General features: G+C 60.3%; 14 protein-coding genes. 12 read left to right on the top strand and 2 right to left on the bottom strand.

What is annotated here, in order from left to right:
* The first annotated feature begins 222 nt into the window (after positions 1–222).
* Positions 223–1,179, top strand: coding sequence for a LysR substrate-binding domain-containing protein (locus ACR0JF_RS06460; protein ID WP_170659311.1), 957 nt, complete (start codon positions 223–225; stop codon positions 1,177–1,179).
* 18 nt (positions 1,180–1,197) lie between these two features.
* On the opposite strand, the gene ACR0JF_RS06455 is transcribed toward ACR0JF_RS06460, so the two are convergent.
* Positions 1,198–1,899 (bottom strand): GntR family transcriptional regulator, encoded by a 702-nt coding sequence (locus ACR0JF_RS06455; protein ID WP_170659310.1) that lies wholly within the window; start codon positions 1,897–1,899, stop codon positions 1,198–1,200.
* Between the two features lie 78 nt (positions 1,900–1,977).
* Positions 1,978–3,336 carry a formimidoylglutamate deiminase gene (locus ACR0JF_RS06450; RefSeq protein WP_170659309.1) on the bottom strand — a complete coding sequence of 453 codons (1,359 nt, stop codon included), beginning with the start codon at positions 3,334–3,336 and terminating at the stop codon, positions 1,978–1,980.
* A gap of 82 nt (positions 3,337–3,418) precedes the next feature.
* Here ACR0JF_RS06450 and hutI point away from each other — a divergent pair, with 82 nt between their 5' ends.
* From hutI to ACR0JF_RS06395, 11 genes are all read left to right on the top strand, one after another.
* Entirely contained in the window at positions 3,419–4,627 is a 1,209-nt protein-coding gene (gene hutI, locus ACR0JF_RS06445; protein ID WP_170659308.1) for an imidazolonepropionase, read from the top strand.
* On the top strand, positions 4,624–6,162 hold the full coding sequence (gene hutH, locus ACR0JF_RS06440) for a histidine ammonia-lyase (protein WP_170659307.1): 1,539 nt from the start codon (positions 4,624–4,626) through the stop codon (positions 6,160–6,162). Before hutI ends, hutH begins: the two co-directional genes overlap by 4 nt.
* Positions 6,159–6,953, top strand: coding sequence for an N-formylglutamate deformylase (gene hutG / locus ACR0JF_RS06435; protein ID WP_170659306.1), 795 nt, complete (start codon positions 6,159–6,161; stop codon positions 6,951–6,953). The genes hutH and hutG overlap by 4 nt, the downstream gene beginning before the upstream one ends.
* A complete protein-coding gene (gene hutU / locus ACR0JF_RS06430) occupies positions 6,950–8,632 on the top strand; it encodes a urocanate hydratase (protein ID WP_170747522.1) in 1,683 nt (560 codons plus the stop codon). Before hutG ends, hutU begins: the two co-directional genes overlap by 4 nt.
* A 127-nt stretch (positions 8,633–8,759) precedes the next feature.
* On the top strand, positions 8,760–9,740 hold the full coding sequence (gene bioB / locus ACR0JF_RS06425; protein ID WP_170659304.1) for a biotin synthase BioB: 981 nt from the start codon (positions 8,760–8,762) through the stop codon (positions 9,738–9,740).
* Positions 9,737–10,870: an 8-amino-7-oxononanoate synthase gene (locus tag ACR0JF_RS06420; RefSeq protein WP_170659303.1), complete on the top strand. Its 1,134-nt coding sequence runs from the start codon at positions 9,737–9,739 to the stop codon at positions 10,868–10,870. Before bioB ends, ACR0JF_RS06420 begins: the two co-directional genes overlap by 4 nt.
* Entirely contained in the window at positions 10,867–11,487 is a 621-nt protein-coding gene (bioD, locus tag ACR0JF_RS06415; protein ID WP_170659302.1) for a dethiobiotin synthase, read from the top strand. The genes ACR0JF_RS06420 and bioD overlap by 4 nt, the downstream gene beginning before the upstream one ends.
* Positions 11,484–12,770 carry an adenosylmethionine--8-amino-7-oxononanoate transaminase gene (gene bioA / locus ACR0JF_RS06410; RefSeq protein WP_170659301.1) on the top strand — a complete coding sequence of 429 codons (1,287 nt, stop codon included), beginning with the start codon at positions 11,484–11,486 and terminating at the stop codon, positions 12,768–12,770. The genes bioD and bioA overlap by 4 nt, the downstream gene beginning before the upstream one ends.
* Positions 12,767–13,387 carry a pimeloyl-ACP methyl esterase BioG family protein gene (locus tag ACR0JF_RS06405; RefSeq protein ID WP_170659300.1) on the top strand — a complete coding sequence of 207 codons (621 nt, stop codon included), beginning with the start codon at positions 12,767–12,769 and terminating at the stop codon, positions 13,385–13,387. The genes bioA and ACR0JF_RS06405 overlap by 4 nt, the downstream gene beginning before the upstream one ends.
* Entirely contained in the window at positions 13,384–14,145 is a 762-nt protein-coding gene (locus ACR0JF_RS06400) for a methyltransferase domain-containing protein (RefSeq protein ID WP_170659299.1), read from the top strand. Before ACR0JF_RS06405 ends, ACR0JF_RS06400 begins: the two co-directional genes overlap by 4 nt.
* Before the next feature lie 185 nt (positions 14,146–14,330).
* Positions 14,331–15,692, top strand: coding sequence for a glutamine synthetase family protein (locus ACR0JF_RS06395; RefSeq protein ID WP_170659298.1), 1,362 nt, complete (start codon positions 14,331–14,333; stop codon positions 15,690–15,692).
* The last annotated feature ends 71 nt before the right edge of the window (positions 15,693–15,763 follow it).

The raw sequence follows: 15,763 nt of genomic DNA, 5'->3' as shown, positions 1-15,763 counted from the left end.
CACGGATTTCGTGAAGTCTTCACGAGCCGCGGCCTTGATTTAAACGGCGATGCTGAGGGAAAACGCGAGTCGCTCACTTATTTGATGACGAATTTTCACCTATTTGTGACGAATTGTGGGGGTCAAATCCCCCTCAAATCGCTGTCCGGGCTTCTGAAACAAGGGGGCAGCGCATAGTGTCACAGGTACCTTGACCTATACATTTGTTTGAATTGCCCCGTCATGAACCTGAGAGACTTGGAATACGTCATTGCCATCGCAAAGCATGGCCAGTTCAGTCAGGCCGCCGCGGCCTGCAACGTGTCCCAGCCAGCGATGTCCAATCAGATCAAGAAACTCGAACAGGAGTTGGGGGTCGAGCTGTTCCTGCGTCTGAACAACGAGGTCCGCCCGACGGCCTGCGGCGCGCGGATCGTCGACATCGCAACAAGGATGCTGAATGACGCGCAAAAAATCCGTGACGCAGCGACCGAGTTCCGTGACCCTGAGGCAGTGCCTTTTACCATCGGCATGACGCCCACGTTGGCGCCGTACCTGACACAGTATTTTTCGGAGCTGTTCAGCACTTTGTTTCCGCGCATGCGGGTGACAATGATCGAAGACCTGCCGCAAAACATGTTGCAGATGGTCGAAGACCACACGCTGGACCTGGCGCTTGTCGCCAAGATCAATAACAGCGACGCGCTGGATTTCACCTCGATCTGGTCCGAACCTCTGTTTCTGGCACTGCGCGAGGGGCATCCGCTGCATACGTTACCCTGGATCTCTGCCGATGAAGTGCCGGTGCATGATTTCATCCGTCTGCCCCATAGTTTCGGTTATGCGCTGGAAGATCGGTTGCCAAAGCAGGATCCCTCCAGCCGTATCGGCAAGCGCTTTGATCTGACCGCTTTGCGGTTCGAGACGATCTGCCGTCATATCTGCCACTCAGACGATTGCACGATTGTTTCCGCCCTGGCGGCCGAGCAGTTCAAGCGGGACAATTGGCCGCTTTGCTTTATTCCGTTCGAAGGGCCAGGCCATCTGCGCGATCTGGGGGCGGCGACGCGACCGAATTGCCCGCGCAAACCGATGTTGGCGCGGATCGGAGAATACATTCGCGAAAAACCCCCGATCGGAGTAATCCCGACCTATCAACCCGAGGAAGTTGATCCGCCGAAACAGCCAGCGACGGTCTGAGCGTTTTCGGCAAAGGGGTTAGTAGGTGGTCTGCATCTGATAACCTTGATGGAAGGTCATTCTGACGAATGTGACCGGTTTGCTTTGGAACCATGTCGTGCGTTCCAGTTGGAACAACGGTGTGCCCGGTGGCACTGACAGAAAGTCCTGCAACTGCCCGGTGGCCGGAACCGCCGAGAAGGCGATCTCAGCGTTGGAAAAGGGAACCTCGGATAGCAGCCATTCATTGGGGCCGGCGGTCAGAAAGCTCTCATTCACCACGTGAGGTACGGCATCAACGCTGATCCAGCGTTCTTCGAACTGAAAGGGGCGGTTGTCGGCGTGATGCATGCATTGAAGATGCAGGATTTGCGCGCCTTCCTGCAGGCCTAGCTTGGCTTGCAGCCACGCTGGGCAGTCGATCTGTGTGCGGCTGACAAGCGCATAGCGGTATTCGGCATTCATATCCTCAATCGTCTGGCGGACCACGGTGATCGGCAGTTTGGCCTGTTTGACCGGGGTCGTAACGACCCGGGTGCCGCCTTTGCGTTTACGGGTAATGATGCCCTGTTCCGCCAATTCGCGCAGCGCGCGGTTCACGGTGGCACGGGCGCAGCCGAACTCGGCGGCCAGTTCCAGCTCGGTCGGAAGTAAACTACCCTGAGGCCAGATGCGGCTTTGGATACGGTTGATCACCTCGTCTCGGATATCCTGAAAACCGATATTCTTCTGTTCCGTCACGATCTGATCCCGTTTCCTCAATAAGCTTATTCATAATATGTATCGCAGGCGACCCTCGCGTAAAGAGGATGCCGAGCGTTACAAGTGAGGCAATATCTCGGCTATGGCTTTTCTGTACCGCGTCACGATCTGGTCGCGTGCCACGTGATGCCCATCCTTGACCCTATGCCGCCCAGCCGACCAGAGGTCGGTCACCATTCCGTCCTGTGCGGCAAACACAAGCCCGTCCAGTAACTGGTCAGGTCGCAAAGCGCACAGCGCCGGATCACTGCTGTCGATGGCAACAAGGTCCGCCAAGGCGCCCTCGGCGATCTGCCCTGCGTCGCGACCCAGCGCTTGCGCTCCACCAGTCGCGGCGCCGCAATAGAGAGTTTGTCCCACGGACCCTTCGCCAACCACCAGCACATTGCGTGAAAGGTCGCGTAGGCGTTGGGAATACTCCAGCGTCCGAAGCTCCTCGGTCAGTGAAATCCGGACATTTGAATCCGATCCCACACCGAATGCGCCGCCTGCAGCGAGGTAAACAGCGCCGTTGAACGGGCCGTCGCCCAGATTGGCTTCTGTGATTGGGCAAAGGCCAGCGACAGCGCCGGAGACCGCCAAGGCGCGCGTCTCTTCATCGGTCATGTGTGTGGCGTGGATCAAGCACCACTGCCCGTCAACAGGGGCATTTCCCAGCAGCCATTCGACCGGGCGCGCGCCCAGGCCAGCCTGCACCTGTGCAACTTCCTTGGGCTGCTCGGCTATGTGGATATGAACCAAACCTGTGTGATGGCTCAGCACTTCTTTCAAATCGGCGGGTGAGGTCGCGCGCAGGGAATGCGGGGCAATTCCCACCCGGACATCCTCTGGCAATGCGGCGCTGGCCGCTTTGGCCTCGTCCACCAGTCGCAGGAAACGGGTCACGTCGTTGCCGAACCGCTGTTGCCCGGGTTCCAAAGGCACTTCTCCGACCCCTGCATAGGAGTAGAGGACGGGCAGATGCGTGAGGCCGATGCCTGTTTCGACGGCGGCTTCCATGATGCGGTCGGATAGCTCGGCCAACCGCTCATAGGGCGCGCCGCCGGGTTGATGGTGCAGATAGTGGAATTCTCCGACCGAGGCGAACCCGGCCTCCTGCATCTCCATATAGACAAGTGCGGCGATGGCCTGAATTTGATCGGGCGTCAGTTGGGCAGTGAAACGATACATCACATCGCGCCACGTCCAGAAGCTGTCGCGCCCGGCGCGCCGGTATTCGGTCATCCCTGCCATGGCACGCTGAAAGGCATGGCTGTGAAGGTTGGCCAGCGCAGGCAACAGGGTGTCGACCGTGACATCTGCGTCCTGCGCTTTTGCGCCTGCGACCACAGTGGCGATATGCCCGTCTTTCAAATCCAGCCTAACATTTTCTGCCCAACCTGTTGGTAGCAATGCGCGCTTCGCGAAGATGGTCATTTGGCTCTCCATTTTATGAATAGACATAAAACATAATGGAATGTACTAGAAAAGAGAGAATTGCATCCACTGCGAGAATCAAATGCCCACAACCCACATCCTGAAGAACCTGAGCGTCGCAACCATGGTGGAGAATGGCGCGCCTTATGGGGTGATCGAGTTAGCGGCAATCGTGATCGAGGGCGAAAAAATCGCATGGGTTGGGCCGCAGGCCGCATTGCCCGAAGCCTGTGCCGGGTTGTCTGAGACGTCCTGTGCAGGCCGTCTGGTGACACCCGCTCTGATCGACTGCCACACGCATGTGATCCACGGCGGCCACCGCGCGGTCGAGTTCGAGATGCGCTTGAATGGGGCGAGCTATGAAGAGGTCGCCCGCGCCGGAGGCGGCATTATCTCGACGGTAACGGCCACGCGCGCCGCCACTCTTGACGACCTGATTGCTCAGGCGCTGCCGCGCGTGGATGCGATGCTCGCCGAAGGTGTCTCGGTAATCGAGGTGAAATCCGGTTACGGCTTGGATCGCGAGACCGAATTGACCATGCTCCGCGCCGCGCGGGCTTTGCAAGACCACCGTCCGGTGCGGGTTGTGACCAGTTTTCTTGGCGCCCATACCGTGCCGGTGGAGTACAAGGGCAATCCGGACGAATATATAACTGAGGTTTGCATTCCAACCCTTCGGGCCGCCCATGCCGAGGGGCTGGTTGATGCGGTGGATGCCTTCTGCGAAGGGATTGCCTTTCTGCCCGACCAACTCGTGCCGCTGTTTGATGTGGCGCGTGAACTTGGCTTGCCGATCAAACTCCACGCCGAACAGCTGTCCAATCTCGGCGGCGCAAAGTTGGCGGCCAGCTATGGGGCACTGTCAGCGGATCATATCGAGTATCTCGATGATGAGGGCGCAGCGGCGATGGCGCGCGCTGGCACGGTTGGTGTGATCCTGCCTGGTGCTTTCTATACCCTGCGCGAAACGCAATCTCCGCCCATTGATCTGCTGCGCAAGCACAATGTCCCGATGGCTTTAGCGACGGATTGTAATCCGGGTTCGGCCCCGATGACCTCTCTGCTTCTGGCAATGAACATGGTTTGCACTCTGTTCCGTATGACACCCGAAGAGGCACTGAAAGGCGTGACCCTCAACGCCGCCCGCGCGCTGGGTTTGCGCGATTGCGGCCAGATCGCACCCGGCATGCGCGCTGATCTGGCGATCTGGAACGTCACTCACCCGGCCGAGCTGTCCTATCGCATCGGCTTCAACCCGCTACACACTCGCATTTTCGGAGGCGCAGTTTGACCACCCTGACCCTTACGCCCGGCGCTGTTTCTCTGGCGCAGTTGGAGCAGGTGTTCCGTGAGGAATGTGCTGTGCAGCTCGACCCAGCCTGCCATCCCGGCATTAAGGCTGCCCACGCGCGCATCGCGGATGCGGCAGCGGGTGAGGCCGCAGTCTACGGCGTCAACACAGGCTTCGGCAAACTAGCCAGTATCAAGATCGCGGCAGAGGATACGGCGACCTTGCAGCGCAATCTGATCCTGTCGCATTGCTGCGGCGTCGGCCCTGCGATCCCGCGGGCGCATGCACGGTTGATGATGGTCCTGAAGCTACTCAGCCTCGGGCGCGGAGCCTCGGGCGTGCGGCTGGAGTTGATCACGCTTCTCGAGGCTATGCTGGCCAAGGGCGTCACGCCTGTGATCCCAGCGCAGGGCTCGGTCGGGGCCTCTGGTGATCTGGCGCCGCTGTCGCATATGGCGGCTGTCATGATGGGCGAGGGTGAGGCCGAATATGGCGGCGAGGTCTTGCCGGGTGCTGAGGCGTTGGCGGCAGCTGGCCTGACGCCGGTGGGGCTTGGCCCGAAAGAGGGTCTGGCGCTGATCAACGGCACCCAGTTTTCGACCGCTTTTGCTTTGGCGGGCCTGTTTGGCGCGTGGCAAGCGGCCCAGAACGCGCTGGTCACCTCGGCACTGACCACAGACGCGATCATGGGGTCCACCGCGCCGTTGCAGCCTGAAATCCACAGCCTTCGAGGACATCGCGGCCAGATTGAGGCCGCAGCCACGATGCGTGCCCTGCTTGCCGGATCGGTGATCCGCGAAAGCCACCGCGACGGCGATACCCGCGTGCAGGACCCGTATTGTATCCGCTGCCAGCCGCAGGTCGTCGGTGCGGCAATGGATGTCATCCGACAGGCCGCCACGACGCTTGAACTTGAGGCGAACGCCGCCACCGACAACCCTCTGGTCCTGTCCGAGGCCGGGTTGATCGTCTCGGGCGGTAACTTTCATGCCGAACCAGTTGGTTTCGCCGCCGACATGATCGCGCTGGCCGTGGCCGAGATCGGAGCCATAGCCCAACGCCGCATCGCACTGATCGTCGATCCGATGCTCAGCTTTGATCTGCCGCCCTTCCTGACCCCCAATCCGGGGCTGAACTCGGGCCTGATGATTGCCGAAGTCACGACGGCGGCTTTGATGAGCGAAAACAAGCATCTCGCCAACCCCTGCGTGACGGATTCGACGCCGACCTCGGCCAATCAGGAGGACCATGTCTCAATGGCGGCCCACGGCGCGCGGCGTCTGAGGCAGATGGTCACCAATCTGGAACGTATTCTGGGGGTAGAGCTGCTCTGCGCCACGCAAGGGATCGAATTCCGCGCGCCATTGCCCACCAGTGAGACGCTACAAGACGTGATGGCCCGGTTACGCGCTGTGGTGCCGCCTTTGGGGGACGACCGCTATACCGCGCCGGATATCGAGGCGGCCTCGACCCTTATTTCCAGTGGCGAGATCGCGCATAGCACACGTGTTGCCATGCCGGAGCTGGGCGCGTGACGGATCCGGTTGAGGTCACCCGGGGCGATAGCCCCATCGTTCTGGGTCTGCCCCATACCGGAACCTATGTGCCGCCAGAGATTCAGACCAAGCTGAACAAGCGGGGCAGGGCGCTGACGGATACGGATTGGCACATCCACACGCTCTACGACGGGTTGTTGCCCGGGGCGACGACGGTCCGCGCGACCTTCCACCGCTATGTGATTGATGCCAATCGCGATCCGTCGGGCGTGTCGCTCTATCCCGGTCAGAACACGACCACACTGGTTCCGCTGACCGATTTCGATGGGAATGGCATCTGGGATCAGCCGCCATCCGATGAGGAAATTGCGGAATGCCTCGCCGCATTTCACACGCCCTACCACGCGACGCTAGCAGCCGAGCTGGAGCGGGTCCGAGCGATCTACGGCATTGCGGTCCTCCACGACTGCCACTCGATCCGCAGCACCATTCCGTACCTGTTTGACGGGGTTTTGCCCGATATGAATCTGGGGACAAACAACGGCACGACCTGCGCGCCGGAGATCGAGGCAGCGGCCGATGAGTTTGCCGCCTCATCACCCTACAGCACCGTCTTGAACGGTCGTTTCAAAGGCGGTTGGACGACGCGCCACTATGGCCGCCCGGCCGAAGGGTTGCACGCTATTCAGATGGAGCTGGCGCAATCCACCTACCTTACAACCGAGCGCCCGCCATGGTCCTATGACGACCGCAAAGCCGACCGTCTGCGCCGCTGGCTATTCGATATTCTGGACGCCGTCCAAGACACAGCATTGGAGCTTGCATCATGACCGACCCTCGCAAGAACACCCGTGATATCTATCCTCCCACCGGGCCAGAGTTGAACACCAAAAGCTGGATGACCGAAGCGCCGCTGCGGATGCTGATGAACAATTTGCATCCGGACGTGGCCGAGAACCCGCATGAGTTGGTCGTTTACGGCGGCATCGGGCGCGCGGCCCGGACTTGGAATGATTTTGATACGATCGTGGCCAGCCTCAAGGATCTGGAAGAAGACGAGACACTGGTTGTGCAATCCGGCAAACCCGTGGCCATTGTGCGAACGCATACAGATGCGCCTCGGGTGCTGATTGCGAACTCGAACCTCGTGCCGCATTGGGCCAATTGGGATCATTTCAACGAGCTCGATAAGAAGGGTCTGATGATGTACGGCCAGATGACTGCTGGCTCGTGGATCTATATCGGGACGCAGGGCATCGTTCAGGGCACTTATGAGACCTTCGCCGAGGCCGGTCGTCAACACTATGACGGCGACCTGACCGGTAAGTGGATCCTGACCGGCGGTTTGGGTGGAATGGGTGGCGCTCAGCCCTTGGCGGCGGTTTTCGCCGGGGCCTGCTGTCTGGCTGTTGAATGCAATCCGGACAGCATCGACTTCCGCCTGCGCACCAAATACCTGGACGAAAAGGCCGAAAAGCTGGACGAAGCGCTCGAGATGATCGACCGCTGGACCAAGGCGGGTGAGGCGAAATCGGTCGGCCTGCTGGGCAATGCTGCCCAGATCTTCCCCGAGATCTACCGTCGGATGCAGGCCGGTGGCATGCGCCCTGATATCGTCACTGACCAGACCAGCGCCCATGACCCGGTAAACGGCTACCTGCCGCTGGGCTGGACCATGGCGCAGTGGAAGGACAAACGCGAAAGCGATCCCCAAGCGGTGAAAACCGCAGCGCGTGCCTCGATGAAGCAACATGTCGCTGCGATGGTCGATTTCTGGAACGCGGGCGTGCCGACGCTGGACTACGGTAACAACATTCGCCAAGTGGCGCAGGATGAAGGGCTCGAGAATGCCTTTGCTTTCCCCGGTTTCGTGCCGGCCTATATCCGTCCGCTGTTTTGCCGCGGGGTCGGACCGTTCCGCTGGTGCGCCCTGTCTGGCGACCCCGAGGATATCTACAAAACCGATGCCAAGATGAAAGAGCTGTTCCCCGAGAACACGCATCTGCACAACTGGCTCGACATGGCGCAGGAGCGTATTGCCTTCCAAGGCCTGCCCGCACGGATCTGCTGGATCGGTCTTGGGGATCGCCACAAGGCTGGGCTGGCCTTCAACGAAATGGTCCGCACCGGAGAACTAATGGCCCCGGTTGTCATTGGCCGCGATCACCTCGACAGCGGGTCCGTTGCCTCACCCAACCGCGAGACCGAGGCGATGAAGGACGGCTCGGACGCTGTTTCGGACTGGCCGTTGCTGAATGCGCTGGTGAATACGGCCTCAGGCGCCACATGGGTGTCTTTGCACCATGGCGGTGGGGTCGGGATGGGCTTTAGCCAGCACGCGGGTGTTGTGATCTGCGCAGATGGCACCGATGCGGCGGCCAAACGGTTGGAGCGGGTTTTGTGGAACGATCCGGCCTCGGGTGTGTGGCGCCACGCGGATGCGGGGTATGAGGATGCTAAGGCTTGTGCCCGCGAACATGGGCTGCGGTTGCCGGGGATTCTGGGATAGAGCCTCGGTCAGCGATCAGCGAATTGATGCGTCATATTGAACTTGTGATGCCTGCCGGGTTGCGTCGTGACATTTTGTAGATAATAAACTCGACGCAACGCAAGCTGCCGAGAGTTTTATAGATAAAATGATCATCCCCCATTCCGGCTGGACCAAAAAATCCGCGCAAGCTGTTCATGATCTCCCGTTGATGGATCTGCTGTTCCGGGCGCAAACCGTCCATCGTGAGCATTTCGATCCCAACAAGATCCAGACCTCGAAACTGCTGTCGATCAAAACCGGAGGCTGCGCCGAGGATTGTGCTTACTGCTCGCAATCGGCCCGCAATGGCTCGACCCTGCCTGCCTCCAAACTGATCGAGGTGCAGCGTGTTCTGGCCGAGGCGAAGAAGGCTAAGGATGGTGGCGCGACGCGGTTCTGCATGGGCGCTGCCTGGCGTGAGCCCAAGGCGCGCGATATGGCGGCTCTGGTCGCGATGGTCGAAGGCGTCAAGGCTATGGGAATGGAAACCTGCATGACGCTGGGCATGCTGGACGACACTCAGGTCGTGCAGCTGCGCGACGCCGGGCTGGACTACTACAACCACAATATCGACACGTCCGAGCGCTACTACTCCGAGGTCATCACGACCCGCACCTTCGCCGACCGGATCGATACGATGAACCGGGTGCAGGAAGCGGGGATCAAGGTGTGTTCCGGCGGCATTTTGGGCATGGGTGAGCATACAGGCGACCGCATCGACATGCTGCTGACGCTGGCCAATATTCAGCCTGCGCCGGATTCGGTTCCGATCAACATGCTGATGCCGCAGGCCGACACACCTCTGGCCGATGCCGAGCCGATCGACCCGATCGACTTTGTGCGCATCATCGCAACGGCGCGTATCCTGATGCCAACCTCTTACGTTCGCCTGTCTGCAGGCCGCAGCGAGATGAGCGACGAGATGCAGGCGATGTGTTTCTTCGCCGGTGCGAACTCGATCTTCGTTGGCGAAACACTGCTGACGGCCGAAAACCCCGAAGAGGACACCGATATGGTCCTGTTCGCCAAACTTGGTCTACAGGCCGAGAAAGCCGGCGATCAGGCGGGCCGGGAAGCCGCTGAATGAAGGCTGCTGCTCGGCTCGAATCCATGCTCGACAACTTGCAGGCCCGGCATCGCCGCCGGGTCCTGACGCCTTCGTCGGGATTGGATTTCGCGTCGAATGACTATCTGGGCCTCGCCAGATCGCAGCTTCTGCAAGAAGCCGCGCAAGAGGCTTTGGCGCGCGGTGTTCCGGTTGGCTCTGGCGGCTCGCGGCTATTGCGCGGCAACCACGCCGCGCATGAAGCGCTGGAAGCCGAGGCCGCCGCGTTCTTCGGGGCCGAGGCTGCCTTGTTCATGGGTGGCGGGTTTCAGGCCAATCAGGCGATTTTCGCAACCCTTCCTGCGGCCGATGATCTGGTTCTCTATGACGCTCTGGTTCACGCCAGCGCGCATGAGGGCATGCGCTCTTGCCGGGCCGATCAGCGGTCGTTTCGACACAACGATATCGCGGACGCGCGTGAAAAGGTGCAGGAATGGCTGGCCGAGGGAGGCTCAGGCCAAATCTGGATCGCAGTTGAAAGCGTCTATTCGATGGAGGGGGATCTTGCCCCTCTTTCCGATCTGGCGGGTTTGGCGCGGGAACAGGACGCCGTTTTGGTCGTAGACGAAGCCCATGCGACCGGCGTGTTCGGACCTCAGGGACGGGGACTGGCGCATGACCTCGACTGTCCTCTGTTGACGCTGCACACCTGCGGCAAAGGTCTGGGCGTAGCCGGTGGGTTGGTCTGCGGCCCGAAGGTCATGATCGACACGCTGATCAACCGCGCACGCCCCTTCATCTTTGCCACCGCGCCGTCGCCTCTGAATGCTGCTTTGGTTCGTGCGGCCCTCGCGGCGCTGGCTACTCAGACAGGTCTGGTCGACGCCGCCCAAGAGCGCATTGGCCATGCCCATGATTCGGCGCGCGCAATTGGGATACCCGAGGCTGCGCTCAACAGTCAGATCATTCCGATCATTCTGGGCGATGATGCGCGTACGATGACGATGGCGCAGGGCTTGCAAACGCAAGGGTTCGACGTCAAGGGCATCCGCCCGCCAACCGTACCGCTTGGGACATCGCGGTTGCGGATTTCCATCACCGGCAACGTGGATCGCGCCGATATATCGTCCCTGTTCAAAGCCTTAGCGGCATATCAATCGGAGGCCGCATGAGCGCGCTGATCATCACCGGAACTGACACGGGCGTCGGCAAGACTGTCTACTCCGCAGGTCTGACCGCCGCCCTTGGAGCCACCTATTGGAAGCCGGTGCAATCCGGGCTTGAGGATGCAACCGATACCGACATCGTGCGCGACCTGTCCGGGGCCGAAGTGCTGCCTGAGGCCTACCGTTTGAACATGCCCGCCTCGCCGCATCTGTCCGCCGAGGATATGGGGGTCGAGATTGACCTTGCCCAACTGGCGCTGCCGCAGGTCGATGGCCCTCTGGTCGTTGAAGGGGCAGGAGGGGTGATGGTCCCTCTGAACCGGCGGGCGTTCTATCTGGACCTCTTCGCGCAATGGCAAGCCCCGGTGGTTCTGGTTGCGCGCACGGCGCTTGGTACGATCAACCATACGGCTTTGTCCCTTATGGCCCTACGCAATGCGGGGTGCGAGGTTGTTGGCGTTGCCTTCGTTGGCGACCCCGAGCCAGAGGTCGAACAAACCATCGCGCAGATGTGCAAGCCCCGGCATTTGGGACGTCTACCCTATCTCTCGGATCTGACCCGTGAAAATCTGGCGGATGCGTTCCAGACCATCGACCTTGATGCGATCCGGAGGGCTCTATGACCCCGCTGGAATTTGACGCCCGCCACCTGTGGCACCCCTACACTCACGTGCTGGATCCCGGCCCGATGCATCTGATCACCGGCTCCGAGGGCGTCTGGCTGACGCGTGAGGACGGTGGGCAGATGATCGACGCCATGTCATCCTGGTGGTGTACCGTTCACGGCCATCGTCACCCGGCCATTATCCAGGCGATGCAGGCCCAACTGGCGCAACTGCCGCATGTCATGTTCGGAGGCCTGACTCACGCGCCCGCAGTCGAGCTGGGCCTAAGGCTGATCGGAATGCTACCCGACGGTCTGGATCGCATCTTCTACAGTGACAGCGGCTCGGTCGCCATCGAAGTCGCGTTGAAAATGGCGGTGCAGTACCAGATCGCCAAAGGCCGCGGCGCGCGGTCAGAGTTCGCCACCGTCCGAGGCGGCTATCACGGCGATACGTGGAAAGCGATGAGCGTTTGCGACCCGGTGAACGGGATGCACGGACTGTTCAAGGGTGCTCTGTCCATCCAGCATTTCCTGCCGCGCCCGACCATCCTTTTCGATCAGGACTGGTCGGAGGATCCCGTCGAAAACGGGCTAGCGGCGCTCGAACAGCTTTTGGACGAAATTGGCGACAGGATCGCAGGGCTGATCCTGGAGCCTGTCGTGCAGGGTGCGGGTGGCATGTATTTCTACCACCCGAACTGGCTGAAGGGTGCGCGGGCGCTGTGTGACGCGTATGATGTTCTCCTGATTTTCGATGAAATCGCCACGGGCTTTGGCCGCAGTGGCGAGCTGTTTGCCATGGATCACGCAGACGTGGTGCCGGACATCCTGTGCCTCGGCAAGGCTTTGACCGGAGGGCATGTCACTCTGGCTGTCACCATCGCGACCGAGGCGGTTGCGCGCGGCATCGGCGAAAGCGAGGCCGGTGTGTTGATGCATGGCCCGACCTATATGGCCAACCCTCTGGCCTGCGCGGCAGGTGTTGCCAGCCTCGATCAATTCGTCCAACGCGACTGGCGGGCCGAGGTCACGGGGATTGCGCACCAGATGCAGGTCGAACTCGCTCCGGCTCGTGACCTGCCCGACGTGGCGGATGTGCGGGTTCTGGGCGCCATCGGTGTGATCGAGATGAAGGACCGTGTCGACCCTGCCGTGGCCCATGGCCTCGCCCCAAAAACAGGCGTCTGGCTGCGTCCGTTTGGGCGCAATATCTATTGCATGCCGCCCTACATCATCTCGCCAGATAAGCTGAGTCTAGTGACTGCCGCCATGGTCGATCTCGCCGGAGGCGCCGGATGAGGCATCACTGGCTGGCACGCTCGGATAGCCCCGATCTGATCCTCGTGTTCGGGGGATGGGGGTTGGGTCCTGCGCCGTTCTCCTGCCTCACAGGTGGGGAAAATGTGCTGTTTGTTGAGGGTTATAACCGGCTGGATGACCCGCTGCCAGACTTGTCGCGGTTCGATCGCGTAAACTTGCTGGCCTTCTCTTTCGGCGTCGCCTCGGCCGCGCATTGGCTGAACGAAACGGGGATGCGCCCAGATCGCTTGGTTGCAGTCAGCGGGACGCTGAACCCTGCAAGTGCCGAGCATGGGATCGCACCCGATATGATCCGAGCGACTGCAGATCAATTGTCTCAGGCCAGCTTTGCCAAATTCTGCCGCCGTGCGGGCCTCAGCGGTGATGTTGACGATCTGGATATCCCATCCGCTCGGGCCGAGTTACTTGCGGTGATCGATCGTGGCCCAGCTGAAGATCCGGGTTTTGATCGTATTTGGATTCCCACCCGCGACCGCATCGTGCCAACAAACGCGCAACAGGCCGCATGGGCTTCACGCGCTGATAGGGTTCGAACGATCGAAGGTCCTCATGTCCCGTTCCGCGCGGGTCAAAGCTGGGCGGAGTGGCTGGCATGACAGTGCAACTCTCGGACCGGGTTCAGCGTAGCTTCAGCCGCAGCTTTCAAAGCTATCACGACACCGCCTGCCAACAGGCCTGGGTCGCCGAGAAACTGGTGGAAGAGATGCGCCAACACGGCGCCCCGGCAAAGTTTGAACGTGGATTTGAGCTGGGTTGCGGAACCGGGCATTTCACGCGGCTTCTGTGTAAGGCCCACCGTTTTGACAGCCTCACCTTGAATGATATCGCACCAGAAGCCGGCCAAACGGCAGATGAGCTTGGTGCGAAGTTCATCTGCGACGATGCGCGGCAGGTCAACTGGCCCGAGAAGGCAGATCTTTTTGCCTCGGCGTCGATGATCCAGTGGATGGAAGACCCGCAGGCGCTTTTGGAACGGGCGGCGCGATCCCTCGCACCGGGCGGCTGGTTGGTGATTTCGGGATTTGGGCCGCAACAATACAGGGAACTCAGTCAAATCGGCACCTCGGCCCGTGCCCCCGGTTTGTGCAGCCCCGATCAAATGGCCGCCGCCGTTGGGGTGCAATTGGAGGTCCTTTCGACAGGAGAGGCCCTGCGACCCTCGTACTTCCCCACACCGCGCCATGTTCTGCGCCACCTGCGTAAGACCGGCGTCAACGGGCGCGCGCAGAGCGTCTGGACCAAATCCACACTCGCCCTGTTCGAGGCAGAGTACACACGCCGGTTTCAGACCGAAAACGGCGTCTCTCTCAGCTATCATCCCGTCTGGATCGTCGCGCGCAAGCCGCAGGTCTGAGGCCTCGTGGTTACTACCACGCGTCCGTCTTTTCAGCGTTTGCAGGCACTAAGGCGCAGATTGTGAAATCTCATACCGAAACGTCGCAATGATCTGTTGCGTTCGCGGCCACAGGTCGCCACGGTAGCATTTGAGATTTTGGCGTTGCCGTGGCCCGCCATCAGGAATTTGAAGGAGGGGGCAGAATGACCGCGACACTTACATTCGAACATCTCAAAACACAGGTATCAGCGGGTGAGGTAGACACTGCTCTGGTGTGCTTTGTCGACATGCAGGGCCGTCTGATGGGCAAGCGCTTTCACGCGGGTCATTTTGTAGCGGGCGCGTGGGAAGAAACCCATTGCTGCAACTACTTGCTGGCTACAGATCTTGAGATGGGCACACCGGGTGGCTACGCCTCGACTGGTTGGGAGCGGGGCTACGGCGACTACGTCATGAAGCCCGATCTTTCGACCCTGCGCCCGGTGCCGTGGCTTGAGGGCACTGTGATGGTTATGTGCGATATCCTCGACCATCACACGCATGAAGAGGTGCCGCATGCGCCACGGGCGATGTTGAAGTCGCAGGTCAACCGCTTGAAGGCCATGGGCTATGAGGCGATGTGTGCGACGGAACTGGAGTTTTTCCTTTTCGAGAAGAGTTTCGACGAAATCCGCAAAAACGGCTTTCGCGATCTTGAGCCGATTTCCGGCTACAATGAGGATTATCATATCCTCCAAACCACCAAGGAAGAGCATGTGATGCGTCCGATCCGCAACCATTTGTGGGATGCGGGAATACCGGTTGAGAACTCGAAAGGTGAGGCCGAAACCGGGCAGGAAGAGCTGAACATCAAATACGCGCCAGCGATGGACACGGCCGAGTACCACTCAATCGCCAAGAATGCGGTGAAAGAGATCGCCTGGCAGCATGGTCATGCGGCAACGTTCCTGCCGAAATGGCATCACGACAAGGTCGGCAGTTCCAGCCATGTGCATCAATCCCTGTGGAAGGACGGCGCACCTGCTTTCTACGATGAGAATGATCCGCTTGGCATGTCGGATGTGATGAAAAGCTACTTGGCTGGCCTGCTGAAATATGCCCCGGATTACACGTATTTCATGGCCCCTTACATCAACAGTTACAAACGGTTCATGAAGGGCACCTTTGCGCCGACACGGATCATTTGGTCCGTAGACAATCGCACGGCTGGCTTCCGCCTGTGTGGAGATGGGACCAAGGCCATTCGGGTGGAATGCCGGATCCCCGGTTCTGACATGAACCCTTATTTGGTGATGGCCGGTATGCTTGCGGCGGGAATTGCGGGCATTGAAGAGGGACTGGAATTGCAACCTGCGGCAACCGGCGACGTCTACCAGGGCGATACGGGGATGATCCCCGGCAACTTGGGCGCGGCACTTGGCGCTTTGCGTAGCTCAGCCATGTTGCGCGCAGCGATGGGAGATGAGGTGGTGGATCACTACGCTCGGGCCGCTGAGGTGGAGATCGAAGAATTTGCGCGTGTGGTGACCGATTGGGAAGTTGCCCGTGGGTTTGAGCGCGCGTAAAGGACGGGAGTGAGGGGCCAGCCCCTCACGCTCCCCGGGATATTTTTAGCCAGATGAAGCAGGGATCCTGT

The organism is Ruegeria sp. BG11 (assembly GCF_056538565.1).
The sequence above is the reverse complement of the archived record's forward strand: the minus strand, read 5'-3'. Positions and strand labels throughout refer to the sequence as shown.